22 protein-coding genes and 1 pseudogene are annotated in these 24,138 nt (G+C 62.9%); 12 read left to right on the top strand and 11 right to left on the bottom strand.

All coding sequences use genetic code 11. The features are described 5' to 3' along the window. Position 1: 1 nt before the first annotated feature. Positions 2 to 382 carry a Mor transcription activator family protein gene (locus AC25ND_RS23090; protein WP_069017617.1) on the bottom strand — a complete coding sequence of 127 codons (381 nt, stop codon included), beginning with the start codon at positions 380 to 382 and terminating at the stop codon, positions 2 to 4. 431 nt (positions 383 to 813) lie between these two features. On the opposite strand from AC25ND_RS23090, the gene AC25ND_RS23085 reads away from it, so the two are divergent. Next, positions 814 to 1,002 carry a hypothetical protein gene (locus tag AC25ND_RS23085; RefSeq protein ID WP_011533313.1) on the top strand — a complete coding sequence of 63 codons (189 nt, stop codon included), beginning with the start codon at positions 814 to 816 and terminating at the stop codon, positions 1,000 to 1,002. 36 nt (positions 1,003 to 1,038) lie between these two features. Here the strand turns inward: AC25ND_RS23085 and AC25ND_RS23080 are convergent, their stop codons facing one another. After that, positions 1,039 to 1,401, bottom strand: a complete 363-nt coding sequence (locus tag AC25ND_RS23080) for a hypothetical protein (RefSeq protein ID WP_062363250.1) — start codon at positions 1,399 to 1,401, stop codon at positions 1,039 to 1,041. A 198-nt stretch (positions 1,402 to 1,599) separates the two neighbouring features. Here AC25ND_RS23080 and pvdQ point away from each other — a divergent pair, with 198 nt between their 5' ends. Next, a complete protein-coding gene (gene pvdQ / locus AC25ND_RS23075; protein ID WP_486972446.1) occupies positions 1,600 to 3,906 on the top strand; it encodes a bifunctional acylase PvdQ in 2,307 nt (768 codons plus the stop codon). Positions 3,907 to 3,993: 87 nt separating this feature from the next. On the opposite strand, the gene AC25ND_RS23070 is transcribed toward pvdQ, so the two are convergent. Together AC25ND_RS23070 and AC25ND_RS23065 are read right to left on the bottom strand one after the other, a co-directional pair. Continuing rightward, on the bottom strand, positions 3,994 to 4,716 hold the full coding sequence (locus AC25ND_RS23070) for a UDP-2,3-diacylglucosamine diphosphatase (RefSeq protein ID WP_062360385.1): 723 nt from the start codon (positions 4,714 to 4,716) through the stop codon (positions 3,994 to 3,996). After that, the gene (locus AC25ND_RS23065; RefSeq protein WP_028690741.1) at positions 4,713 to 5,213 is read right to left on the bottom strand and encodes a peptidylprolyl isomerase; all 501 of its coding nucleotides are present in this window, start codon (positions 5,211 to 5,213) and stop codon (positions 4,713 to 4,715) included. Before AC25ND_RS23065 ends, AC25ND_RS23070 begins: the two co-directional genes overlap by 4 nt. 248 nt (positions 5,214 to 5,461) lie before the next feature. Here AC25ND_RS23065 and AC25ND_RS23060 point away from each other — a divergent pair, with 248 nt between their 5' ends. Together AC25ND_RS23060 and cysS are read left to right on the top strand one after the other, a co-directional pair. Beyond that, a complete protein-coding gene (locus tag AC25ND_RS23060; protein ID WP_028690742.1) occupies positions 5,462 to 7,165 on the top strand; it encodes a glutamine--tRNA ligase/YqeY domain fusion protein in 1,704 nt (567 codons plus the stop codon). Between the two features lie 9 nt (positions 7,166 to 7,174). Next, complete coding sequence (cysS, locus tag AC25ND_RS23055; protein WP_207851445.1) at positions 7,175 to 8,557, top strand: cysteine--tRNA ligase; 1,383 nt, start codon at positions 7,175 to 7,177, stop codon at positions 8,555 to 8,557. A 70-nt stretch (positions 8,558 to 8,627) separates the two neighbouring features. On the opposite strand, the gene AC25ND_RS23050 is transcribed toward cysS, so the two are convergent. The 5 genes from AC25ND_RS23050 to AC25ND_RS23030 form a co-directional block, all read right to left on the bottom strand. Beyond that, positions 8,628 to 10,010 (bottom strand): sensor histidine kinase, encoded by a 1,383-nt coding sequence (locus AC25ND_RS23050; RefSeq protein WP_028690744.1) that lies wholly within the window; start codon positions 10,008 to 10,010, stop codon positions 8,628 to 8,630. Next, the gene (locus AC25ND_RS23045; RefSeq protein WP_028690745.1) at positions 9,988 to 10,668 is read right to left on the bottom strand and encodes a response regulator transcription factor; all 681 of its coding nucleotides are present in this window, start codon (positions 10,666 to 10,668) and stop codon (positions 9,988 to 9,990) included. The genes AC25ND_RS23050 and AC25ND_RS23045 overlap by 23 nt, the downstream gene beginning before the upstream one ends. Before the next feature lie 156 nt (positions 10,669 to 10,824). Next, a complete protein-coding gene (locus tag AC25ND_RS23040) occupies positions 10,825 to 11,844 on the bottom strand; it encodes a branched-chain amino acid aminotransferase (RefSeq protein WP_028690746.1) in 1,020 nt (339 codons plus the stop codon). Positions 11,845 to 11,961: 117 nt separating this feature from the next. Beyond that, positions 11,962 to 13,569 carry an ATP-binding cassette domain-containing protein gene (locus tag AC25ND_RS23035; protein WP_486972445.1) on the bottom strand — a complete coding sequence of 536 codons (1,608 nt, stop codon included), beginning with the start codon at positions 13,567 to 13,569 and terminating at the stop codon, positions 11,962 to 11,964. Positions 13,570 to 13,895: 326 nt separating this feature from the next. Beyond that, entirely contained in the window at positions 13,896 to 15,122 is a 1,227-nt protein-coding gene (locus AC25ND_RS23030; RefSeq protein WP_186595759.1) for an MFS transporter, read from the bottom strand. Between the two features lie 198 nt (positions 15,123 to 15,320). Here AC25ND_RS23030 and AC25ND_RS23025 point away from each other — a divergent pair, with 198 nt between their 5' ends. The 7 genes and pseudogenes from AC25ND_RS23025 (at position 15,321) to AC25ND_RS22995 (ending at position 19,731) form a co-directional block, all read left to right on the top strand. Next, positions 15,321 to 15,722 carry a GFA family protein gene (locus AC25ND_RS23025; protein ID WP_081791567.1) on the top strand — a complete coding sequence of 134 codons (402 nt, stop codon included), beginning with the start codon at positions 15,321 to 15,323 and terminating at the stop codon, positions 15,720 to 15,722. 124 nt (positions 15,723 to 15,846) lie between these two features. Continuing rightward, a pseudogene (locus AC25ND_RS23020) lies at positions 15,847 to 16,400 on the top strand (serine hydrolase domain-containing protein); the annotation flags it as partial. 104 nt (positions 16,401 to 16,504) lie between these two features. Beyond that, positions 16,505 to 17,215, top strand: coding sequence for an AraC family ligand binding domain-containing protein (locus AC25ND_RS23015; protein WP_182323944.1), 711 nt, complete (start codon positions 16,505 to 16,507; stop codon positions 17,213 to 17,215). Positions 17,216 to 17,459: 244 nt separating this feature from the next. Beyond that, entirely contained in the window at positions 17,460 to 18,035 is a 576-nt protein-coding gene (locus tag AC25ND_RS23010) for an NAD(P)H-dependent oxidoreductase (RefSeq protein WP_036986114.1), read from the top strand. Positions 18,036 to 18,107: 72 nt separating this feature from the next. Next, the gene (locus AC25ND_RS23005) at positions 18,108 to 18,482 is read left to right on the top strand and encodes a MerR family transcriptional regulator (protein ID WP_207851441.1); all 375 of its coding nucleotides are present in this window, start codon (positions 18,108 to 18,110) and stop codon (positions 18,480 to 18,482) included. Positions 18,483 to 18,613: 131 nt separating this feature from the next. After that, positions 18,614 to 19,132 carry an AAA family ATPase gene (locus AC25ND_RS23000; protein WP_486976599.1) on the top strand — a complete coding sequence of 173 codons (519 nt, stop codon included), beginning with the start codon at positions 18,614 to 18,616 and terminating at the stop codon, positions 19,130 to 19,132. Between the two features lie 89 nt (positions 19,133 to 19,221). Then, positions 19,222 to 19,731, top strand: a complete 510-nt coding sequence (locus AC25ND_RS22995) for a GrpB family protein (protein ID WP_062360373.1) — start codon at positions 19,222 to 19,224, stop codon at positions 19,729 to 19,731. 103 nt (positions 19,732 to 19,834) lie between these two features. Here AC25ND_RS22995 and AC25ND_RS22990 read toward each other — a convergent pair whose 3' ends face one another. After that, the gene (locus tag AC25ND_RS22990) at positions 19,835 to 20,239 is read right to left on the bottom strand and encodes a MerR family transcriptional regulator (protein WP_062360371.1); all 405 of its coding nucleotides are present in this window, start codon (positions 20,237 to 20,239) and stop codon (positions 19,835 to 19,837) included. Positions 20,240 to 20,313: 74 nt separating this feature from the next. Here AC25ND_RS22990 and AC25ND_RS22985 point away from each other — a divergent pair, with 74 nt between their 5' ends. Next, positions 20,314 to 21,378, top strand: a complete 1,065-nt coding sequence (locus tag AC25ND_RS22985) for an SDR family oxidoreductase (protein WP_062360369.1) — start codon at positions 20,314 to 20,316, stop codon at positions 21,376 to 21,378. A 273-nt stretch (positions 21,379 to 21,651) separates the two neighbouring features. Here AC25ND_RS22985 and AC25ND_RS22980 read toward each other — a convergent pair whose 3' ends face one another. Further along, complete coding sequence (locus AC25ND_RS22980) at positions 21,652 to 24,060, bottom strand: TonB-dependent siderophore receptor (protein WP_486972396.1); 2,409 nt, start codon at positions 24,058 to 24,060, stop codon at positions 21,652 to 21,654. Positions 24,061 to 24,138: the final 78 nt, after the last annotated feature.

Below are 24,138 nucleotides of genomic sequence, written 5' to 3'. Positions count from 1 at the left end.
CTCAGCGGGCATGGCACTCCTGGCGACGAATGTTGCCGATCTGCCGCAGGCTCAAACCATACTTGTTGGCCAGCAGGCTGCGCGACAGCCCGCTGGCGCTTTCCTTCTGGATCTGCTGGTTGCGCAACTGGCGCTGGAAGTGATCGGGCTTGGGGATTTCCAGGGCCAGGCCGGCGTAGCGCTCGATCAGCGCATCGAGTGCTTTGGCTGGCAGCACGTCGGCCAGCTTGCTGCGGTCACGATGCTTGGGAATGTACTTGGGGCGGCCGCCGAATACGCAGGTCAGGCGGTAGGCGCTGTCCAGGCCTACGCACTCGATCAGCGCCTGCAGCGATTGAGGCAGTTGGGTGATGTCGATATTGCTCAGGTCTGGCTGTTCCACGAAATGGTTCCTTCCGTCATGTAGGTTTGGCAGGCGCCGAGGCCCGAATGGCTGCGGCGTGGTGGGCCACGGGTGGCGTGGTCCGATTTTCGAACAGCAGCGGAAAGGGTCGCTAGGTGCGAAGCGGACCGGAGCTTGTAGTCGCAGCTGCCTGTTGTTTGCAGGTAACCTGATAGCGTGAAGTAGGAAACGCCTCCGCCCTTTGGCTGCAGGCCCCAAACCGTCTAGTGAAGGGGTTCCATGATGGCGGTTTGGGTGGATGACCCAAGCGTAGGCGCAAAGGCATATCCCGGGGCGATGCGGTTGGGCCTGGAGGAGGGGCGTGCCGGGAATGGCGGCGGGCAGGAACTTCAGCGCGGGTAAAGCGGGCGAGGTATCATGGCGTCGGCTCCGCTGGAGCCTCATGTCCCCGATGTCGCAAGGAATTACCGATGACCCACGTGCAGCGCCTCAAATACTCGATCCTGATCATCCTGGTGGTCCTGGGGATCATGCTCGGCCTAAGCTACCTGCAGAAGCAGGGCACTATCAGCGAGCAGACATTCCAGTACATCGCTATCGCCATCGCGGTGGTCGTGGTGGTGATCAACGGTATCCTGCGGCGCAAGGTCAAGCCCTGAAACGGGCGGGCCGGCATATCCTTGCCGGCCAGGCGCTCAACGCGAGGCGGGTTGCTCGAGCACGGCCCAGGCCTGGGGGTTCAGGCTGTAGCACTTGTCGCTGCCCAGGCTGATGACGCCTTCGCTGCACAGGCGCTTGAGCACCTCGCGCACACTCAGGAACGAAAGTGGAATATCCAGTTGCTCAAGTTGCGCATGCACCCCGCGCACGCCGATGCTGCGGCCATTGCGCCCGGCGGTGTGCAGCGCGTCGATGACCTTCAGGCGGATCAGGCTGGTGCGCAGGCCGTAGGCGCGCAGCAGCTCGCGGATCTGTTCGTTGCCCACGCGTTCCTCCTGGTGGGCGGCGGCCTGGCCAGGGGCGGGCGGCGCCGATAGCGACTGTTGCGGGTTGTACATGTGAATGCTCCTTTTCGTGGACTGTCCCGAAATCATGGTTGCCTCACATCTAAAGACGAATGAGATCGACAAAACTGCAACCCTCGGTGAAAAAATCTGACACGTTCTGTTGAGAACGTTGCAGCCTTGCTTCGACCGTAAAATTTTCATCTGGCCATTCGTCTGTTCGGGATGACCCCGATAGCACGAGGAGTGCCTGTGATCCCTCTTCCCCTGTTTCGCCTGGGCCTTGCCGCCGCCCTGGTTGCCTCCAGCCTGGCCGTCCAGGCACGGGAGGTCGCCAATGAGGCCTCTGCGCAGATCCGCCGCACCAGCTTTGGCGTGCCGCATATCCTGGCCAAGGACGAACGCGGCTTGGGCTACGGCATCGGCTACGCGTACGCCCAGGACAACCTGTGCCTGCTGGCCAGCGAGGTGCTGACGGTCAATGGCGAGCGCTCGCGTTATTTCGGTGGCGACGGTAAAACCGTCGAGCAGCGCGACAACCTGTCCAGCGATCTGTTCTTCACCTGGCTCAACGAGCCAGAGGCAGTGGACGACTTCCTGCAGGCGCAGCCGGTGGCGGTACGCGACCTGCTCGACGGCTATGCCAGCGGCTACAACCGTGCCCTGGGCGAGCGGCGCGCCGAAGGCCTGCCGGCCGAGTGCGGGGCAGGAGACTGGGTGCGGCCTATCAGCAGCCGTGACTTGGTCAAGCTGACCCGGCGCCTGCTGGCCGAAGGCGGTGTCGGTCAGTTTGTCGAGGCGGTGGTGGCCGCGACCCCGCCGAAGCTGGCGGCGCAACGCCCGGTGGCCGACTACAGCGTGGCCCTGGCGCGCCAGGCTCAGTTCGCCGCCGAGCGTGGCAGCAACGCCGTGGCGGTGGGCAGCGAGCGTTCGGCCAATGGTCGCGGACTGCTGCTGGCCAACCCGCATTTCCCCTGGGTCGGCGGGATGCGCTTCTACCAGATGCAACTGACCATCCCCGGGCAGCTGGATGTGATGGGCGCGGCCCTGCCGGGGCTGCCGGTGGTCAATATCGGCTTCAACCGACACCTGGCCTGGACCCACACTGTCGACACCTCGAAGCATTTCACCCTCTACCGCCTGCAGCTGGACCCCAAGGACGCCACCCGTTACCTGGTTGACGGCCAGTCGCTGCCGCTCGAACGTAAACAGCTCAAGGTCATGGTAAAGGGCAAGGACGGCACGCTGAGCGAGGTGGAGCGCACGATCCACCTGTCGAAGTTCGGCCCGGTGGTGCAGTGGCCAGGGCGGCTGGACTGGGACAACCAGGCGGCCTACAGCCTGCGTGACGCCAACCTGGACAATACCCGGGTCCTGCAGCAGTGGTACCGGATCAACCGCGCCGATAGCCTGGAAACGCTCAAGGCCTCGGTGGGGCGGTTGCAGGGTATCCCCTGGGTCAACACCCTGGCGGTGGATGCCGCTGGCCAGGCCCTGTACCTGAATCAGTCGGTGGTGCCCTATGTCGACCAGGCGCTGCTGGCGCAGTGCAGCAATCCGGCTGCTTCCGGCCCGCTGGTGGTGCTCGATGGCTCACGCAGCGCCTGCCAGTGGAAGGTCGATGCGCAGGCCGCCCAACCGGGGATCTTCCCGGCGAGCCTGCTGCCGAGCCTGGAGCGGCGTGACTATGTGCAGCACGCCAACGATTCGGCATGGATGGCCAACCCAGCCCAACCGTTGACCGGCTTCTCGCCGCTGGTGAGTCGTGCTGACCAGCCCCTGGGCATGCGCAGCCGTTTTGCCCTGCAGCGCCTGCAGGGCCGGGGCAAGCTGGGTGTCGCCGAGCTGCGGCGCATGGTGTTCGATGACGAGGTGTACCAGGCCAGCCTGCTGCTGCCGGACCTGCTGCAGTGGTGCAAGGGCGTGGAGGCGGATCTGGAATCAGTGTGCGCCAGCCTGCGCGACTGGAACGGCAAGGCCGATCTGGACAGCGGAGTCGGTTTGCTCCATTTCATGAACATTGCCGACGCGTTGGCCGAGCACCCGCAAAGCTGGCGCGTGCCGTTCGACCCGGCCGACCCGCAGCACACGCCGCGTGGCCTGGCGGTGGAGCAGGCCGCGGTAGGCAAGCTGCTGCGCGAGGCGGCGTTGGCGTCCCTGGCGAAGGTGGGCGAGGCGGGCATCACCGCTGATCAGCGTTGGGGGCAGATCCAGCAGGCTGCCGATGGCACGCCGGTGCCTGGTGGTCCGCAGGGCCTGGGCGTCTACAACGCGATGGTCAGTGTGCCGGTGGGGCCGGGCAAGCGCCTGGTGGTCAGTGGTTCGAGCTATCTGCAGGTGGTCAGCTTCACCGAGCAGGGGCCAAAGGCTCAGGGATTGCTGGCGTTCTCCCAGTCGAGCGAGCAGGCATCGGCGCATGCCGCCGATCAGACGCGGGCCTTCGCGGCCAAGCAACTGGCGCCGATCCCGTTCACCGAGGCACAGATCAAGGCTGATCCGCAGTATCGACGGTATGTGATCAGTGAGCGGGATAAGGGGCGGGTGGTCAGCGCCCAGTAACTGCGGGCTCTTTGTAGGAGCGGCCTTGCCGAGGCGTCGGACCGGTCGGAAAGGCCGCTCCTACAGGGAGCGCGCATGGGCGGTCGCTCAGGAAAACTCGAACGGCGCCAGCTGGAAGCCCTGTTCGTCCACCTGCAACGCCCAGCCCCGGCGGTCCCAGTCCCCTAGCACGATACGCCGCGCCGGCTGGCCATCGACCACCAGCTTGTGCAACGCCGGCCGGTGGGTGTGGCCGTGGACCAGGGTGCGCACGCCGTGGGCGGCCATCACCTTGGGCACTTCCTCGGGAGTGACGTCGACGATCTCGGTGCTCTTCATGCGCACCTGGGTACTGCTTTCGCTGCGCAGCTTGCGCGCCAGCTTGTGCCGCGTGCCCAGCGGCAGGTGCCGAAGGATCCACAGGGTCAGCGGGTTGCGCAGGTAACGGCGCAGCTTCATGTAGGCCACGTCGCGGGTGCACAGGGTGTCGCCGTGCATCAGCAGCACCGCCTCGCCACCCAGCTCGACCACGCTGGGGTCGGCCAGCAGGGTGCAGCCGGCTGCGTCGCAGAACGCCTGGCCGATGAGGAAGTCGCGGTTGCCGTGCATCAGGTAGATCGCCGTGCCGCTGTCGCTCAGCCGGCGCAGGGCCTGGCAGATCGACTGCTGGAACGGTGTCATCGCATCGTCGCCGATCCAGGCCTCGAAGAAGTCGCCGAGGATGTACAGCGCCTTGGCGTGACGGGCGCGGCCGTCGAGCAGATCAAGAAACGCCCGGGTGATGTCCGGGCGTTCTTCTTGCAGGTGCAGATCGGAGATCAGCAGGATCACTCAATGATCTCGGCTTTCTCGATGATCACGTCGTCTTTCGGCACGTCCTGGTGGCCGGCCTTGGAACCGGTGGCGACTTTCTCGATGGCGTCGACGATTTCCTTGCCTTCGATCACTTCACCGAACACGGCGTAGCCCCAGCCCTGAACGTTCTTGCCGCTGTGGTTGAGGAAGTCGTTGTCGGAGGCGTTGATGAAGAACTGCGCGGAGGCCGAGTGCGGCTCCATGGTACGGGCCATGGCGATGCTGTACTTGGCGTTCTTCAGGCCATTGTCGGCTTCGTTCTGGATGCTGGCGCGGGTCTTCTTCTGGCTCATGCCTGGCTCGAAGCCGCCACCCTGGATCATGAAGCCCTTGATCACGCGGTGGAACACGGTGCCATTGTAGTGGCCATCCTTGACGTATTGAACGAAGTTCTCAGTGGTCAGCGGGGCTTTTTCGGCATTCAATTGCAGGATGATATCGCCGTGGTTGGTGCTCAGTTTGACTTTGGACATGCTGAAACTCGCTCTTTCAAGGCATTCGGGAAATAGGGTGCGCGGTGCGCTCGGATAACCTGACGCAGGATCAGGCAGCCGCGGCACACGCCACTGGGTCGACATTCTGCCGGATTGTAGACCGCTGCGGCGACAAAACGCGCCACTTTGTCGGTGCTCCGGCTGTCAGCAGCTTGACTGCTTCGGCTATGATAGGCCCTTTGATTCAATCGGCCTACCCGGGCCGGCTACCTGCATTCAAGGACACTATGAGCAAGCCCACTGCCGACAACGCGCCAAACGCCGCTGCCAAAGGCGCACCCGCCGTCCCTGTGAACTTCCTGCGGCCAATCGTCCAGGCCGACCTGGACTCGGGCAAGCACCAGAGCATCGTCACCCGTTTCCCGCCGGAGCCCAACGGTTACCTGCACATCGGCCACGCCAAGTCGATCTGCGTCAACTTCGGCCTGGCCAAGGAGTTCGGCGGCGTCTGCCACCTGCGTTTCGACGACACCAACCCGGCCAAGGAAGACCAGGAGTACATCGACTCCATCCAGCGTGACGTCAAGTGGCTGGGCTTCGAGTGGGCGGGCCCGGTGCGCTATGCCTCGGACTACTTCGAGCAGCTGCATGCCTGGGCGGTGGAGCTGATCAAGTCCGGCAACGCCTATGTCTGCGACCTGACCCCCGAGCAGGCCAAGGAATACCGTGGCAGCCTGACCGAGGCGGGCAAGAACAGCCCGTTCCGCGAGCGCAGCGTCGAGGAGAACCTGGACCTGTTCGCGCGCATGAAGGCCGGCGAGTTCAAGGACGGCGAGCGCGTGTTGCGCGCCAAGATCGACATGGCTTCGCCGAACATGAACCTGCGCGACCCGATCCTGTACCGCATTCGCCATGCCCACCATCACCAGACCGGTGACAAGTGGTGCATCTACCCCAACTACGACTTCACCCACGGTCAGTCGGACGCCATCGAAGGCATCACCCACTCGATCTGCACCCTGGAGTTCGAAAGCCACCGTCCGCTGTACGACTGGTTCCTGGACAAGCTGCCGGTGCCGGCGCACCCGCGCCAGTACGAGTTCAGCCGCCTGAACCTGAACTACACCATCACGTCCAAGCGCAAGCTCAAGCAGCTGGTGGACGAAGGTCATGTCGAGGCCTGGGACGATCCGCGCATGTCGACCCTGTCGGGCTACCGCCGCCGTGGCTACACCCCGGCCTCGATCCGCAACTTCTGCGAGATGATCGGCACCAACCGTTCCGACGGCGTGGTCGACATGGCGATGCTCGAATTCAGCATCCGCGACGACCTCGACCGTACCGCGCCACGCGCCATGTGCGTGCTGCGCCCGCTGAAGGTGGTGATCACCAACTATCCCGAGGACCAGGTCGAGCAACTCGAACTGCCGCGCCATCCGAAGGAAGACATGGGTGTGCGCGTGCTGCCGTTCGCCCGCGAGCTGTACATCGACCGCGACGACTTCATGGAAGCGCCGCCCAAGGGCTACAAGCGCCTGGAGCCGGCCGGTGAAGTGCGCCTGCGTGGCAGCTACGTGATCCGCGCCGACGAGGCGATCAAGGATGCCGACGGCAACATCGTCGAGCTGCGCTGCTCGTACGATCCGGACACCCTGGGCAAGAACCCCGAGGGCCGCAAGGTCAAGGGTGTGATCCACTGGGTGCCGGCGCAAGGCAGCGTCGAGTGCGAAGTGCGTCTGTACGACCGCCTGTTCCGCTCCGCCAACCCGGAGAAGACCGAAGACGGCGGCAGCTTCCTCGACAACATCAACCCCGATTCGCTGCAGGTACTCAGCGGTTGTCGCGCGGAACCTTCCCTGGGCCAGGCCCAGCCAGAAGACCGCTTCCAGTTCGAGCGCGAAGGCTACTTCTGCGCCGACCTGAAAGACTCCCAGCCGGGTCGCCCGGTATTCAACCGGACCGTGACCCTGCGCGATTCGTGGGGCAGCTGAGGAACCTTCGTGCTTACCATCTACAACACGCTGAGCAAGACCAAGGAAGTTTTCAAGCCGCTGGACGGCAACAAGGTGCGCATGTACGTGTGCGGCATGACCGTGTACGACTACTGCCACCTGGGCCACGGCCGCAGCATGGTGGCCTTCGACCTGGTCACCCGCTGGCTGCGCAAGAGCGGCTATGAGCTGACCTATGTGCGCAACATCACCGACATCGACGACAAGATCATCAACCGGGCCAACGAAAACGGCGAGTCGTTCGACGCGCTGACGGCCCGCATGATCGACGCGATGCACGAGGACGAGCGCCGCCTGAGCATCCTGCCGCCGGACCTGGAACCCCGTGCCACCGACCATATCCCCGGCATGCACGCGATGATCCAGACCCTGATCGACAAGGGCTATGCCTACGCGCCGGGCAACGGCGACGTGTACTACCGCGTCGGTAAGTTCGTCGGCTACGGCAAGCTGTCGCGCAAGAAGATCGAAGACCTGCGCATCGGTGCCCGCATCGAGGTCGACGAGGCCAAGCAGGACCCGCTGGACTTCGTCTTGTGGAAGGGCGTCAAGCCCGGCGAGCCTTACTGGGATTCGCCGTGGGGCCCGGGCCGCCCGGGCTGGCACATCGAGTGCTCGGTGATGTCCACCTGCTGCCTGGGTGAGAGCTTCGACATCCATGGCGGCGGCAGCGACCTGGAGTTCCCGCACCACGAGAACGAGATTGCCCAGAGCGAGGCGGCTACCGGCAAGCAGTATGCCAACGCCTGGATGCACTGCGGCATGATCCGCATCAATGGCGAGAAGATGTCCAAGTCGTTGAACAACTTCTTCACCATCCGCGACGTGCTCGACAAGTACCACCCGGAAGTGGTGCGCTACCTGCTGGTGGCCAGCCACTACCGCAGCGCGATCAACTACTCCGAGGACAGCCTGCGCGATGCCAAGGGCGCGCTCGAGCGCTTCTACCACGCGCTGCGCGGCCTCCCTCGGGTCGAGGCCAAGGGCGGCGAGGCATTCGTCGAGCGCTTCACCGTGGCGATGAACGACGACTTCGGCACGCCGGAAGCCTGCGCCGTGCTGTTCGACCTGGTGCGCGAGATCAACCGACTGCGCGACAGCGACCCTGAGGCCGCCGCTGGCCTGGCGGGTCGTCTGCGCGAGCTGGGGGATGTGCTGGGCGTGCTGCAGCTGGAGGCCGATGACTTCCTGCGTGCCGGTGCCGAGGGCAAGGTCGATGCTGCCGAAGTGGAGGCGCTGATCCAGGCGCGTCTGCAGGCGCGCACCGACAAGAACTGGGCCGAGTCCGACCGCATCCGCGACCAGCTGACCGCCATGGGCGTGGTACTGGAAGACAGCAAGGGCACCACCACCTGGCGCCTGGCTGACTGATCGGCTCAAGCCCTGTCGCGGGGCAAGTCGCATCGGCGCAGCGCCGATACGACTTGCCCCGCGATGCTTTTCAGGCCGCGCTGGTGCAGTGCAGAACCAATCTCGCCCCACCCAGCTCACTGGCCCCCACCTCCAGGCCGAACCCATGCAGGTCGACGATCGCCGCGACGATCGACAGCCCAAGCCCGAACCCCGGGTGGCGATGGCCTTCCTCGCTGCGGTAGAAACGCTTCAACACCGCCTCACGCTCATCCGCCGGAATCCCCGGCCCGCTGTCCTCGACTGCAATGTGCACGCCTTGATCGTCCTCGCTGGCGACCATGCGCACCTGGCCGCCTTGCGGGGTGAACTTGATCGCATTGCCCACCAGGTTGGCCAGGGCCTCGAACAGCAATTCTCGATCGCCATGCAGGGCCGCCAGTTGCGCGGGCTGGCTCAGTTGCAGATGGATGCCGCCATCCTCGGCCAGTGGCAGGTAGAAGTCGTGCAGTTCAACCAGCAAGCCTTGTGGGTCGAGTTGCACGAAGCCGGCTCGGCGTTGGCGGTCTTCCAGTTCGCTGATACGCAGCAGGCCTCGGAAGCGAGCCATCAGCGTGTCGGTCTCGCCGATCGCCTGGTCCAGCGCCGCGCCTTCGGCAGAATCGGCGCCGCTCTGCTGGCGAATGCGATAGAGCTGCGCGCGCAGGCGGGTCAGGGGCGTGCGCAGGTCGTGGGCGATGTTGTCACAGACCCCCTTGACCTCATGCATCAGCCTTTCGATGCGGTCGAGCATCGCGTTGACGATGGCGGCCAGCATGTCCAGTTCATCGCGGCGCACCGACACCGGCAGGCGGTGGGTCAGGTCGCCGGCGACGATAAGTTCGGCTTGGGCCTGGATCGCCCGGATGCGTTTGAGCGGTCGGCGGCGCAGCAGGTACCAGCCGGCAAAGCCTGGAATCAGGGTCAGGGAAATGCCCCAAAGCAGCGCGTCGAGAATGATCCGGGTGACCACGAACAGCGAGCCGTTGTCGCGCACCAGCACCAGCCAGCGGCCGTCCTGGACCTTGATCGCCACGGCATCGCAGCTATCGCGGGGCAGGTGCGGATCGTCGGCGTCCAGGCAGCGCTTGAGCTCATGCACCGTGCCGTCCAGGCCCAGCTCCGGCGGGATGGTGCGGATGCGTCCGCCAATCGGGTTCAGCTGGGGGTCGAAGAGGCCGTAGGCGTCGAAGCTGCGCTCCTCGAAGGCCTGGCTTGCGATCAGCGCGTCGTCCAGCTGCTTGCCGCTCATGTGGGCGAACAGGTGCTGGCGCTGCAGCATGGAGTGGCGGGTGAGCTTGTTCAGGTAGCTGGTGACCTCGAAGTACAGCACCCCCATGAGGATGCTGCTCCAGGCCACGAACAGGAAGCTGTACAGCGCCAGCAGGCGGCTGGTGGAGGAGCTCCAGCCCTTAGACGGGTTCGGCAATGGCATAGCCGGAGCCCCGCACGGTACGGATCAGCGGGCTCTGGCCGGGCGAGTCGATCTTCTTGCGCAAGCGGCCGATGTGCACGTCGATCAGGTTGGTGCCGGGGTCGAAGTGGTAACCCCAGACCTCCTCGAAGATCATCATCCGGGTGATCACCTGGCCGGAGTGGCGCATCAGGTACTCGAGCAGCTTGTATTCGGTGGGCAGCAGGTTCAGCGCCTGTTCGCCGCGGCGCGCCTCGTGGCTGATCAGGTCCAGCTCGAGGTCGGCGACCTGCAGGCGGGTCTGGGTCATCGGCACGCTGTTACGGCGCAGCAGCACCTCGACCCGAGCGGCCATCTCGTCGGAGGCGAACGGCTTGGTCAGGTAGTCGTCGCCGCCGGCGCGCAGACCGCGCACGCGTTCGTCGACGTCCGACAGGGCGCTGATCATCAGGATCGGCGTTGCGATCTTCAGGTTGCGCAGGGTGGTGACGATGGTCAGGCCATCGACCTCGGGCAGCATGCGGTCGAGGGTGATCAGGTCGTAGCCGCCGGCGATGGCCTTGGCCAGACCTTCGCGGCCATTGTCGGCCCAGTCGACTTCCAGGCCGTGGCTGGACAGTTCGGCGACGATTTCCTGGGCGGTGACGGCGTCGTCTTCGATGGTCAGTACGCGAGGCATGCTGGTTCCTGGGCGGCGAGTGGAGACCTGATTGTGCCAAAGAATAGACAACCGGCGATTTAAGAAAAATTCATCTGGCTGCCCAGGGCCGTGAAAGCCAAGAAAAACGGGGCATGCCATTGCTGGCATGCCCCGTTTTCACTGCAGGCTGAAGCCTCAGGCGACCTTGACGATCCAGCCCGCCGGGGCTTCGACGTCACCGCTCTGGATGCCGGTCAGCTCGGCGTAGAGCTTCTGGGTGACCGGGCCGACTTCGGTTTCACTGTGGAACACGTGCAGCTTGCCGTTGTACTGGATGCCGCCGATCGGCGTGATCACCGCGGCAGTGCCACAGGCGCCGGCTTCGACGAAGCGGTCGAGCTTGTCGATTTCCACGTCGCCTTCGATCACTTTCAGGCCCAGGCGCGATTCGGCCAGTTCCATCAGCGACAGGCGGGTGATGCCCGGCAATACCGAGATCGATTTCGGCGTGACGAATTCGTTGTTGGCGGTGATACCGAAGAAGTTGGCCGAGCCGACTTCCTCGATCTTCTTGTGGGTCAACGGATCGAGGTAGATGCAGTCGGCGAAGCCGGCTTTCTTGGCCTCGTAGCCTGGTTGCAGGCTGGCCGCGTAGTTGCCGCCGACCTTGGCTGCGCCGGTGCCTTGCGGGGCTGCACGGTCGTAGTCGGAGATCAGGAACTTGTGCGGGGTCATGCCGCCTTTGAAGTAGGAGCCAACCGGGATGGCGAAGACCGAGAAGATGAACTCGGGGGCGGTGCGCACGCCGATGTTGTCACCGGTGCCGATCACGAACGGACGCAGGTACAGCGCACCCTTGCCGTGCGGCGGAACGAATTTTTCGTTGGCCTTGACCACTTGCTTGCAGGCTTCGATGAACTGTTCGGTCGAGACCCGTGGCATCAGCAGGCGGTCGCAGCTGCGCTGCATGCGCGCGGCGTTCTGGTCGGGGCGGAACAGGTTGATCGAACCGTCCTTGCAGCGGTAGGCCTTCAGGCCTTCGAAGCACTGCTGGCCATAGTGCAGGGCGGTGGAGCCTTCACTGATGTGCAGTACGTTGTCTTCGGTCAGGGTGCCCTTGTCCCACTCGCCGTTACGCCATACGGACAGGTAACGCTTGTCGGTCTTGATGTAGTCGAAACCCAGCTTGTCCCAGTTAATGCTTTCGTTACTCATGACACCCTCATTGCTCTGGCCCGAACACGGCGGGCTGCTTTTATATGCGCACCCCGCCACCATAATACATCCGGCGCGGATCGGGAACGGCCAGTCACACAATCCGCCGGGCGAGCATCAGGGCGTGGTGGGCGACAAACTATCTGGACTTAAATGCAGGCAGCCTTCCAGTACCAGGGACTGAAGAAACACTTGGTCATGCGAGACCACCAGCAACGCCCCCTTGAACTGGTGCAACAAGTGCTCCAGCGCCTCGAGTGACGGCAGGTCGAGGTGGTTGTTCGGCTCGTCGAGCAGCAGCAGGTCCAATGGCCGTTCCCGGTACAGCACGGCAGCCAACGCGACCTTGAGCCGTTCGCCACCACTGAGCAGGGCGCCGGGCAGGGTGATGCGTGCCGCGTCGATGCCCAGCTGCGCCAGCCGACGACGCAGTTCGTCGCTCGGCAGGCGTGGATTGGCGGCGCGCAGATGTTCCAGGGCGCTCTGCCGTGGCCCCAGGCAACTGCCATGCTGGTCGAGCAGGGCGACTTCGCCGGTCAACCGCAGGCTGCCCGCGCGCGGCGCCAGTTCACCGGCCAGCACCCGCAACAGGGTGGACTTGCCGCTGCCGTTGTCGCCCACCACCCCCAGCCGCTGGCCCAGGCACAGGCGCAGGTCCAGCGCCGTGGTCGTGCCCCGTGGCAGGTACAACCTTTCCAGCGCCAGTACCTCGCGTCCGGCATTTCGTTGCGGCGTGGGGGCGTGCAGCACGATCGGCACCTCGCGTTCGACCTGACGCGCCGCCTGGCGTACTTGTTCGTCCAGGGCCGCCTTGGCATCCCGCAGTTCGCGGCGCTGGCGCCCGGCGGTGGCCTGGCTGCGCTGCTGCTGTCGGTCGAGCAGAATCTGCGCCTGGTTCGCTTGCTTGGCCCGGTGCCCGGCGCAGGCCTGGTGCCGCTCGAAGTTCTCACGCTGACGTTGCAATGCCTGAACCTGGCGTTGGCGCTGCTGCTTGAGGCGCAGCAGTGCCTGCGCGGCCCGTTCGGCCTGTGCGGTGCTTTGCTGACGGTAGAAGCCGAAATCGCCGCCATAGGCGCGCAAGCCAAGGGGCGACAGTTCGACGATACGTGCCATGTGCCCGAGCAGCGCCCGGTCGTGGCTGATCACCAGCAGGCCCTTGTCCCAGCCCTGGAGCATGTCCAGCAGCAGGGTCCTGGCGCTGCTGTCCAGGTGGTTGCTCGGCTCGTCAAGAATCAGGTAGTCGGCCTCGCTCAGCCAGGCACCGAGCAGCGCGACGCGCATGGCCTGGCCGCCGCTCAGGTGCTCTACCGGGTAGTGTGGGTCGAGATGGCCCAGGCCATGGTGTTGCAGTTGCGCCTGTAATCGCGCCCGAATGTCCCAGCGCTCGCCGACCGCGTCGAAGTCCTCCGGGTCGAGGCTGCCACGTTCGATCCGCTCGAGGGCGCGCAGCGTACTACCCACCTGGGCCAGGTCAGCGACGGTGGTGCTATTGGCGATCACCTCCTGGTCGAGATGATGGACTCGGCCAAGGCGCAGGCAGTATCCCTCACTGGGCTTGCGCAGACCGGCCAGCAGTTGCCCAAGCAGGCTCTTGCCCACGCCGTTGCGCCCGACCAGCCCGGTGTGGCGCAGGTCGAAGGATTCGTTGAGGTCGGTGAAAAGCGGTCTGCCATCGGGCAGGACCAGGGTGACGCTGTCCAGCGTCAGGATCGACGAACTCGTCATGCACAACTCCACTCATGCCGCGACATCTCCGGTACGGGCCGGAGGCTGAAGACTGGCCGTCAGGTAGACGGCGGCATCAATGGCGCATTGGACGAACACCTCGCAGGGGGAGTTGGGTGTAAAGGCTAGCCCAGCAGAAAGCGCTGGGCAACACCTGCGCAAGCGTGCAGGGAATTCTTCGTCGGCAACAGGTCGATACGCCGCAGATGCGGCCAAGGAAATTGAGTTGCGTATCAAGTTGCTGCCGGTTCGCGGCTCGTCGGTGTAAAGAGTTGATAAAACGTGGGGCGGACACCGCCGGCCCGCTCCCACGCGACATCGGTATTTCAGGAAGGTTGGGCCGCCAGGCGATTGCTGACGCTGCGTCCCAGCACCAGCACCGTGACAAAGCCGCAGCCCACCAGCGCCGTGGCCAGGCTGAACAGCACCGCGCTGCCCATCTGGTCGACGATCCGCCCACCGAAGAACGAGCCCAGGGCGATGATCACCTGGAACATGGCGACGAACAGCGGCATGCCGCGTTCCACATCCTTGGGTGCCACGACGAACATCCAGATGCTGGCGCAGGCGGGGAAGGCGCCGAAGGCGAAGCCCCAGAGCGCGATCAGCATCGCCGCGCCGGTGAGGCTGGTGGCGAAGTAGGGGAACAGCGCGGTGCCGACGCCGATCATCAAGGCAACCAGCATCAGGGTGTAGCGCACGCTCTGGTTGGCGGCGAAACCGGCGAAGACATTGCCCAGCACCCCGGCCACGCCGTAGAGCAGCAACAGCGAGCCGATCATCGGCCCGTCGAAGCCGGCGTTGTGCTTGAAGAACGGCGCGACGTAGGTGTAGGCGGCAAAGTGCGCCAGGCCGATCAGCAACACCGCGATCAGGCCGACCCGCGCCTGCGGATTGATAAACAGCGCCGGCAGGTCGCTGATGCGGATGGCCTTCTCCGGGTTGAGCCGCGGCAGCAGCAGGACCTGCGCCAGCAGCACCGGCACGCCCACCAGTGCGGTGACCAGGAAGGTCATGCGCCAGCCCATGAGCCCGCTCAACCAGGTGCCCACGGGCACACCGAGCACGGTGGCCAACGTCACGCCGACCATGATGATCGAGGTGGCCTGGGCCACGCCCACGCCCTTGGGCGCCAGGCGGCCGCTCAGGGCGATCGCGGTCGCCCAGAAACCACCGATGCTGATGCCTAGCAGCACCCGGCCGAACAGCAGCAGGCCGAAGTCGGTGGCGTAGGCCACCACCGCGTTGGCGACGATCATGATCAGGGTCAGGGCGATCAGCAGGTAGCGTCTGTCGAGGGCGCCGATGCCCACCGACAGCAAGGGCGCGGCCAGGGCCGCCATGATGCCGGGCAGGGTCACCATCAGGCCGGCCTGGCCGGCGCTGATGCCAAGATCAGAGGCGACATCGTTGAGCACGCCCACCGGCAGGAACTCGCTGGTCACCAGGGCGAAGGCGCCCACGGCGACCGAGAGAATCGCCAGCCACTGCTGACGGACGCTCTGCTGGCTGTGTTCGGGTGGGCTGTGGGGGTACGCATTGGGGCTTGGCATGGTGCGGGATTCCATAGGGGACTGTCGCCTGGGACAGGCGCTGCAGCGAGGGGAAAACGGGGAGGCGATTATAGGGGGTGGATTTTGCAGCTCGACAGGCGGGCGGCTTGATAGTAATCATCAGTGGGATCGATGGGTGGCCTGGGATAGAGCGTTTGGCCATCCCTCTCAAAGTTTTTCACCTGCACAGAAGGGCATATGACAGAGGCATACCAAGGAAGCTGCCTGTGCGCAGCGGTCAGCTACGAGCTGCTCACGCCACCCAAGGCCGTGAGTCATTGTCACTGCAGCCAGTGCCGCAAAGGGCACGGGGCTGCATTCGCGTCATATGGCAGCGTGCCGCGCAGCGCACTTCGCCTACTTCGCGGGGCCGACAGCATCAAGGCCTACGCCTCTTCGCAGACAGTGTTACGCGAGTTCTGCGGGGCGTGTGGCTCGACGTTGTTCTGGTCACGAACCGAAGGTGAGTTCGCCGGCTGGATCTCGATCGCGCTGGGTACACTTGATACACCGTTCCAGCCACGCAAGCAAAAGCACGTTTACATCGATTCTGCGGTGCCCTGGTATACGCCATCCAGTAATTGTCCCGAGGCCGACTGACGGCTGGCATCGCCGGAATGGGGTATGTTCTTGCCTCTGCGCTTGCTTACTGGCCTGTCATGACTGCTTGAGTATTCGATGCTGATTTCCACGTTATCCAACGGTCGATTCATTACGCCGACGACTCGCCCTGGATGCTGCGCTTCCTGAAACCACGTACACCTTGCGTCAGCTACTGCGTCACGAAGCGGGCCTCGCGGATTATGGCGAGCGTCCCGAGTACCACGCGGCGGTTGCCAATCATGAGCCCGCGTGGTCCGTGGACGAGGTGATGCAGCGACTGGATGGCGCTCGGCTTCGCTATGACCCTGGAGCGGGGTGGCGCTATTCGGATGTGGGCTACCTGCTGGTCGGCAGGCTTATCGAACGTGCAACAGGCCTGCCGCTTGAAGAGGCGATCAGGCAGCAAGTCCTGACTCCACTCGGTATCTCGCGGTTCGCTTGGCAACCCAACGCGCAGATCTGAATGGGGATTATCTGGGCCATTCGTTGAACTACGACCCAGGCTGGGTCTACCACGGATTGCTGATCGGCCCTGTTTCGCAGGCTGCCCTTTTCCTGGAGCGTCTGCTCGCTGGGACACTGCTTCCGGCCGACCTGCTCCAGGAAATGCAGGCAACAAAGGCGTTGGGTGGGCCAATGACTGGCCGACCGTTGGTTGCGCCTGGGTATGCTATCGACCCACAGCGGACATTCAGCGGAAATGGATTGGGTGTCCGCGTAAATCTCAAATAGGATGGGCCATCCTCATCCACCATTGCGCACTAGCAGCAAGCTTATCCATGGAACGAAAAGCAAGCCCGTCCTGCGCTGATTGGGTCATACGCAGTGCCACGCCTGGCAGCGTGGAGCGTATTGAGGCGTGGTTTGGCGGCCATGGCTACGACCCCCATCGGCACGATACCTACTCGATAGGCCGTACCCTTGCCGGCGTGCAGAGCTTTCACTACAAAGGGGCGCTGTGCCACGGCGTGCCGGGCAACACCCTGGTGCTGCACCCGGACGAACTCCATGACGGCATGGCCGGCACGGATATCGGCTTTCGCTACCGGATGGCCTACATCGATCCTTCGCTGATCCAGAGCGTGCTCGGCGGCGAACCGTTGCCGTTCATTGCCGGCGGGCTGTCCAGCGACCCGCGCCTCTATCGCGCCAGCGAGGCCTTACTGATCGAGCAGCAGTGGAGCCCAAGGGTGGTCGCGGAAATGAACGACTACCAATTCAAGGTCGTGCGCATTGAAGGGGAATTCATCTGGCACTCGCACCCGGAGACGGATGAAGCGTTCCTGGTGCTTGCAGGCACCTTGCGTATCGATCTGCCAGAGGGCAGCGTGTATGTGCGGCCGGGTGAGCTGTATGTCGTGCCGCGTGGTGGAGCGCACAGAACAGCGGCCCAGGCGGAAACGAAACTGATGATGATCGAGCCGCGAGGCGTTCTGAATACCGGTCATGAAGGAGGGGAGCGAACTGCGGTGAATGACGTCTGGATCTGAGTTGACGATGCAGGCGATGAGGCCGGTACTCACTATATGGCCTTGGATCGATGTGCGCCTTGAGTCGGAAGCGGGAGCTCACGAGCGGTCGTTTTCGAGCCATAGCTGCCATTCACCAACGGCAGGATTTCTAGCTTTGGCCGCTGGATGCCGCGCACTGAAACGGCCCCAGAGCAGCCTGAGCAGTTGACTCTCCCGTTATGGTCAGGCTTTACCCTGCACGCTTCATGTTCAGGATGAAGTGATGATGAGCAAACGAGTACTGGTGGTGCTGGGGCACCCGTCAAGCGAGAGTTTCTGCGCAGCGCTGACCGAGAGCTATGTCGAGGCGGCCAGAAGTGCCGGCCATGATGTCAGGGTGTTACGGCTTGATGCCTTGAGCTTTGACCCGGTACTCCGCAGCGGCTACCGGCAAGCGCAGCCACTGGAACCCGATCTGCTCAGGGCCCAGGCCGACATCACCTGGGCCGAGCACCTAGTCTTTATCTACCCCATTTGGTGGGGCGGTATCCCTGCACTGATGAAAGGCTTTTTCGACCGCGTGTTCCTGCCCGGTTTCGCGTTTCAGTATAGGGCAGGCAAGGCTTTCCCCGAGCAACTGCTCAAGGGTCGTACAGCGCATCTGCTGGTGACGATGGATACACCGCCGTGGTACTACCGCTGGGTGTATCGCATGCCTGGCCTTCACCAAGTGCGCAAGACCACGTTGCAGTTCTGCGGTATCAGAACGCTGCGTACCCTGATGTTCGGGCCACTGCTCGGCTCCAGCGCGCTGCGGCGTGGAGCCTGGCTCGAACAGGCACGAGGCATCGCCAGCTGACCTGCGGCTACGTGGTTCCCGAACCGCTGGCGCCATGCAATGATGCCCCGCTCCCTGATGAAAAGGACATTCATGTATATCGGCAAAGCCGCCCAACTGTCGGGCACCACGGTCAAGACCATCCGCCACTACGAAGCGATTGGCCTGCTGCCACCGCCCAAGCGCCAAGGGCAGTACCGCGTTTACAATCAGCAGAGTGTCGAGTTGCTGACGTTCATCAAATGCGCGCAGCAGTTGGGTTTCAAACTGAAAGAACTGCAGGCCATTCTGCTGAGGCATCAGGGTGCTGATTTGCCGTGGGACTTGGCGGGCAAGGCCATTGCCGACAAGAAACGCGAAGTGCTGGGGCAAATCACTGGGCTGCAGAAGATATACGCAGGGCTCGAAGCGTTTGAAGCAAGCCTTGCAGGTGCCAGGTATCAGTGCGGGCTTAAACGTCTGCCATAAGCTCCGTGAGAGCGGCAGGGAACAGAATACGGGACCTGCGTCCAAACGGCTTCGAGAGTGTGCTTGCAGTTGACCATGTCGGCCATTGCCGTAAAATCGCGCGCCCATAATCCAGCCGGCAGGGCGCTTCAATGCAACGGGTGATGATCATTGGCCAGCCAGGTTCTGGGAAAAGTACCTTGGCGCGCAAGCTCGGTGAGCGCACGGGCTTGCCGGTCGTGCATATCGACACGATTCACTGGCAGCCAGGGTGGGTCGAACGCAGCCGGGACGAGAAGACGCGTCTTTGCCATGAGGTCGAGGCCCGTGAGCGCTGGATTTTCGAAGGTGGGCACTCGACCACATGGAACAATCGGCTGGCCCGCGCTGACATGCTGATATGGATCGATCGCTCGGCGCCGCTTCGATTCTGGCGCGTGTTCCTCAGAACGATGCTGAACCGCGGCCGATCCCGGCCCGACCTGCCGGACGACTGCCCGGAACTGCTGGCCAACTTGCCGGAGTTTCTCGGCTTCATGTGGCGGACGAAAACCTCGTCCCGGGAGGCAATCAAGCGATTCGTGGCGACAGTCCCGTCGGGATTTCGCGTGGTCTGCCTGCGGTTCAACCGGGATACCGAGGTATTTCTCGCGAGTCTGGGCACAGGCTGATCAGGCTGCGCAAGGTTATTAGATCTCGTGGCGGCAGGCGCCTGCCGTGAAGGCGTGTCAGAACGTTTTAACCTGCGCAAGGATGGCCCATGGCGCTGACCAGCAAGATCACGACCTACAACCCTGAATGGCCACAACGGTACGAGGCGGACAAAATGCTGCTCGTCTCGGCATTCGGTGATGAGCTTATCGCCATGCACCATGTGGGCAGCACGGCTGTCCCGCAACTCGCCGCCAAGCCCGAGATCGATGTGCTGATCGAGGTTTCAGAGCATTGCAATGCAGCAGCCCGAGACGAGGTGTTGCTTAGCTTGGGGTATGTACGCGGCAGTGACCTGTCCGAAGGGCACCACTTCTATCGCCGCAATATTGGCGAGGTGCGCACCCACAAGGTCCACATCTGCAGATGTGGTCACCCTTCAATCATCCAGATGCTGACCTTCAGGGATCTGCTCCGGAACGATGCCTCCCTGCGCCAGCGATATCAAGACCTCAAGATCGAGCTGGAGGCCACCAATACCGGGGGGATGGCTGAGTATCTGGAGAAGAAGGGGCCGTTTATCATCGCGGCGTTGCTTGAGGTTGGCATCAGACGGTGATGAGGGCGGTTGATTACTGGCGAGGCGCCCAGGCGATACACGCGGAGCAATCGGAGAGCAGGCCCGCCAGGGAGCCGGGCCACGCTGAACAGTCAAGCCGGGACTATTGCGTTGCGCCATGCCCCTGTACAGGAAGGTGAGGAATAGTTTGCCCGAGGGCAATGGCACTGGTTTCAAGCTTCACACGCTCTGCTTCCAGAAAAACATACGTGGCTTGCAAGGTGGTGATCTTCGTCTGAATTTCGGCCATCTTGCTGGCCACCAAGGCCGCGCCTTGCGCGCAATTGATCGTATTACCCCGCTTGGCAGCAAGAATGTCGCCAATCTCGGCGAGCGAAAAGCCCACGCTCTGGGCACTCTGAATGAAGGCCAGGTCAACAACGGCCTGATCGCTGTAGCTGCGATAGTTGTTGGCTTGTCGATGGGCCACGATAAGCCCGAGTTGTTCGTAATAGCGCAATGCATGGCGGCCAACTCCACTACGGCGCTCCAACTCTCCAATGTTCACAGTAAAAATTCCTTGACTGTAGAGCAGACTCTACACCTTAGCCTGCCCCCCATCATCCAAACAAGGATTCAGGCATGAGCGCGGAATGTTTCGTCACAGGCGGCAGTGGGTTTATCGGTCAGCATTTACTGGCTCGTCTTACTGCGACAGGGCACAAGGTCTGGGTGCTTATGCGCACCCCTGCAAACCTCGAGCGCCTCAGGGAGCAGGTAAGCCGACTGGGTGGTAACCCTGCCTGTATCCATGCCGTTGAGGGCGATATCAGCAGAGAGGGGCTTGGGCTCAGCGAGGCAGACAAGCAGCGCGTGTCGTCGGCCTCTGTGGCCTTCCACCTCGCGGCGCAATTTTCCTGGGGGCTGACAATGGAGCGCGCCCGCGAAGTCAATGTGCAAGGGGCGCTGCGAGTCGCCAGGCTTGCGGCGAGCCAGCGCATCCGCTTGCTGATGGTGGGTGGCTTCATGCTGCAAAACCTTTGCCACCTGGCCAGTATCGGGGTAGACAATGAGCGCCCTGAAAACACGAACTGGCCCTCCGTCTACGCCCGTGCAGGTGGCTACGAAGGCAGCAAGCTCGAGGCCCATTTTGCGGTCATCCGTTACATGCAGGAGGTGGGCGCGGATTACACAATCGTTCACCCGGCTACGGTGTGTGGCCACAGCGAGAGTGGACACATTGTCGAAGGACAACCTTTGGCCGAACTCATTCGAAATCTGGCACAAGGCCGGTTCAAGGCTGTCCCCGGCTCCACCAGGCACTGGTTGCCCTTAGTCAGCGTCGATTACCTGGTGACCATGATAACTTGCGCGGCGTTCGACCCCTCGATGGCCAACCAGCAGGTCCTGGCGCTCTATGAACACACACCGAACTTGCAGGAGATGCTGGGGCAGATAGCCAAAACGCTGAATATAAAGGCACCCCGTCGCCATGTAGCGATAGGGTTGCTGAGATGGCTTTTGGCAATTCCCGGACTGGCGTCCCGATTCGCGATCAGCGCCGAGTCATTGAACTTTATTCAGACGCAACGCTTTGACATGCGTCATAGCCGGCAACTGGAACTGAAGTATCAGTTGACACATCCGGACATGGCGCGAGCTTTGGAAAAGACAGTGCGCTACGTCAATGGTTACTTGACCCATTGAAACACCCCCCTCAGGCAATAGGCTGGGCCACGCCCACGCCCACGCCCACGCCCACGCCCATGCCATGACGCTCGCCATGCTGCCGATTACGGCCTATGGCTGCTCTTCACCAAAGGCAGCCATGGGGCGAAAACTGTCGGTTGCATCTGACCGCTATCGACCCAGGCGTATTTTCTCCAGGTGATGCTGACGCTACTGCTTCGTCATGGTGTGGTTCAAGGGCTGCGCTGGATTGAAACCGATGGCCCTGCTTCAGCACGGCGCGTGCGAACGTCAGAAGGTGTACTTGATACCCGTCATGATGTTCCTTGGAGCACCGTACATACCGTGGTCGCCGGCATAGCTGAGGTATTCGCGGTCGAACACGTTGTTCAGGTTGACTGACGCACTCAGGTGCTGGTTGAAGTCGTAGCGAGCCAGGAGGTTGGTGACGGCGTAGCTGCCCTGGGTGAAGGTGTGCAGGTCGGCACCGGTCTTGCTCTGCCAGTTCACACCACCGCCGAGGGTGACCTTGTCCAGAATGCCCGGCAGGCGATAGCTGGTGAAGGTCTTCAGACTGTGGCGGGGCAGGGTGGTAACGATACGCTGGTCGTCAGCGTCGGTGCTCACCGCATAGGCATAACCGGCGGAGGCCTGCCAGCCTTCGGCCAGCTCTCCGTCCAGGGTGAATTCAGCGCCCTTGGTGGTGGTGCCCTGTTCCGACTTGTAGGTATTGCCGCCTGGGGTATCGATCCAGATCGCCAGGTTGTCCTGCTCGATCTTGAACAGCGCGATGCTGGAGTTCAGCTTGCCGTCGAAGTGGCTGCCCTTGACACCGACTTCATAGCCGGTGCCTTCCATCGGATCCAGTGGCTTGTTGTTGATGTCGCGAACCCAGGACGACTGAGGGTTGAAGATTTTCGTATAGCTGGCATACAGCGACCACGTATCGTTGACGTCATACACCACGCCAGCATAGGGAATGTAGACGCCGGTTTCCGATTCCTTGGTCTTGGTGTGTTCAGCGTTGTAGGGTTTATCCTCGATCTCGCGATGCCAGTCGATCACGCGGCTACCCAGCAAGATACTGAGATCGTCGGTGGCGTGCAGGCGCGTGGCGAGGTAGGCGGCGTATTGGGTTTCGTCGACAGTGGACTTGCCCGTGACGTCGAATTGCGGTTTGACCGAGGCGCCGTTCCAGTTCAGCAGGTTGTCGATTGCGCCGGCCGGGGAGCCGGAATAGTCGTATTTCCAGCCGCCGTAGCTTGGCACATTCTCGTAATAGTTGGACAAGGTCACGCCGGCGATCAGCTCGTGCTCGCGACCCAACAGATCGAATGGGCCGGTCAGGTAGGCATCGATGTTGTTCTGGCGGGGAACACCGGAGAAGCGCACTGGCAACTGCGTGGTGCCACTTCCGTCCGGGTTGAGGCTGCCGTTGACGTAGTTGAAGACTTCGTCAAACTTGTTTTCGGAGTGGGTCAGTTCGATCTTCCCGCTCCAGCCATTGGCAAACTGCTGTTCGATCGAGGTGAAAAAGCTGGTTTGTTCATGGTCGTTGTAGGACCAGGTCTGTGCCGAATTGAGCGAGCGTTTGAGGTTGCTGCGAGAGCCGTCGGTGAAACGGGTCGGCAGTCCGGAGCGCATGGGCGAGTCGACGTCTGTGCGTTGATAACTGAAGCCCATGGTCAACAGGGTGTCCTCGGTCAGGTCGAACTCGGTAATGCCGTAGATCAGTTGCGAGTCCTGCTTGTAGCGGTCGATCCAGGACTGCTCGGTCTTGAAGTCGGCGACCAGGCGACCGCGTACGTTGTCGGTTTCGGTCAGCGGGCCAGACACATCAAAGCCGGTACCGTAGCGGTCCCAGCTGCCGGCTTCAGCGCTGACGCTGGCCTGAGCCTCGGCGGTCGGACGCTTGCGGATCAGGTTGATCGTCGCTGAAGGGCTGCCCAGGCCGCTGATCAGGCCGGTAGCACCGCGTACCACCTCCACACGGTCGTACATCGCCATGCTCTGGGTGTAATTGTCCATGCGCTTGACGGTGGGCACGCCATCGATTTCAAAGTTCTGGATCTCGAAGCCCCGGGAGAAGTAACCGTCGGATTCGGCACCCTGTCCGTCGCGCAGCACGATGATGCCCGGTGTGGCATCGAGGGTATCGCTGAGATTGGTCAGGCGCTGGTCATCCAGGCGCTGGCGGGTCATGACGGTCAGCGACTGCGGGGTTTCCTTGGGGGTCAGGTTCAAGCGGGTCGAGCTGCTGGATGAATAGGTGGTATAGAGCCCAGTGCCTTCTGTAGTCGACCCGGGAGCCTTGCCCGAAATGGAAATGCTCTGAAGCTCCAGGACGGCAGAGGCCGGTGCACGCTGGAGGGTGTATCGCCCATCCGGCTGGCGAACCGCAAGGAGTTGGCTGCCCTCAAGTAGCGCCTGTAAGGCACCGTCGACCGTGTAATCGCCACTCAAGCCAGGGCTGTTTTGCCCGGCAATCAACTCATTGGGGAACGACAACAACAAATGGGCTTGCTGGCCCAGCTGATTGAGCGCAGCGCCCAGTGGCGCCGGGGCAATCTCGTAGTGCTGCACGCGGCTATCGGTGGCTGCCCAGGCTGGCGATGAGGTGGCGAGCAGAACCGCTGCGGTGCAACCCAGGGTAGTGGCGAGCGAGGTAACGGAGTACGAGGAAAAACTGCGGTGGTGCATGTGAAGTTTCCCGATGATTTTTGATGTATGGCCTATGAGTCTCGCCAGAAATCAAAACGGCTCATCGAGGACGAAAAA

Source organism: Pseudomonas sp. P110(2024) (assembly GCF_057480795.1).
This window is presented reverse-complemented; position numbering and strand designations above follow the sequence as displayed.

Coding starts and splice junctions, on each gene's coding strand:
- AC25ND_RS23000 (WP_486976599.1), top strand. CDS start 18,614: ATGCAACGGGTGATGATCATTGGCCAGCCAGGTTCTGGGAAAAGTACC.
- AC25ND_RS23005 (WP_207851441.1), top strand. CDS start 18,108: ATGTATATCGGCAAAGCCGCCCAACTGTCGGGCACCACGGTCAAGACC.
- AC25ND_RS23080 (WP_062363250.1), bottom strand. CDS start 1,401: ATGTACAACCCGCAACAGTCGCTATCGGCGCCGCCCGCCCCTGGCCAG.
- AC25ND_RS23045 (WP_028690745.1), bottom strand. CDS start 10,668: ATGCCTCGCGTACTGACCATCGAAGACGACGCCGTCACCGCCCAGGAA.
- AC25ND_RS23015 (WP_182323944.1), top strand. CDS start 16,505: ATGGAACGAAAAGCAAGCCCGTCCTGCGCTGATTGGGTCATACGCAGT.
- AC25ND_RS23065 (WP_028690741.1), bottom strand. CDS start 5,213: ATGTCCAAAGTCAAACTGAGCACCAACCACGGCGATATCATCCTGCAA.
- AC25ND_RS23060 (WP_028690742.1), top strand. CDS start 5,462: ATGAGCAAGCCCACTGCCGACAACGCGCCAAACGCCGCTGCCAAAGGC.
- AC25ND_RS23085 (WP_011533313.1), top strand. CDS start 814: ATGACCCACGTGCAGCGCCTCAAATACTCGATCCTGATCATCCTGGTG.
- AC25ND_RS23050 (WP_028690744.1), bottom strand. CDS start 10,010: ATGCCATTGCCGAACCCGTCTAAGGGCTGGAGCTCCTCCACCAGCCGC.
- AC25ND_RS22980 (WP_486972396.1), bottom strand. CDS start 24,060: ATGCACCACCGCAGTTTTTCCTCGTACTCCGTTACCTCGCTCGCCACT.
- AC25ND_RS23010 (WP_036986114.1), top strand. CDS start 17,460: ATGATGAGCAAACGAGTACTGGTGGTGCTGGGGCACCCGTCAAGCGAG.
- AC25ND_RS22985 (WP_062360369.1), top strand. CDS start 20,314: ATGAGCGCGGAATGTTTCGTCACAGGCGGCAGTGGGTTTATCGGTCAG.
- AC25ND_RS23040 (WP_028690746.1), bottom strand. CDS start 11,844: ATGAGTAACGAAAGCATTAACTGGGACAAGCTGGGTTTCGACTACATC.
- AC25ND_RS23025 (WP_081791567.1), top strand. CDS start 15,321: ATGACAGAGGCATACCAAGGAAGCTGCCTGTGCGCAGCGGTCAGCTAC.
- AC25ND_RS23030 (WP_186595759.1), bottom strand. CDS start 15,122: ATGCCAAGCCCCAATGCGTACCCCCACAGCCCACCCGAACACAGCCAG.
- AC25ND_RS23035 (WP_486972445.1), bottom strand. CDS start 13,569: ATGACGAGTTCGTCGATCCTGACGCTGGACAGCGTCACCCTGGTCCTG.
- AC25ND_RS22995 (WP_062360373.1), top strand. CDS start 19,222: ATGGCGCTGACCAGCAAGATCACGACCTACAACCCTGAATGGCCACAA.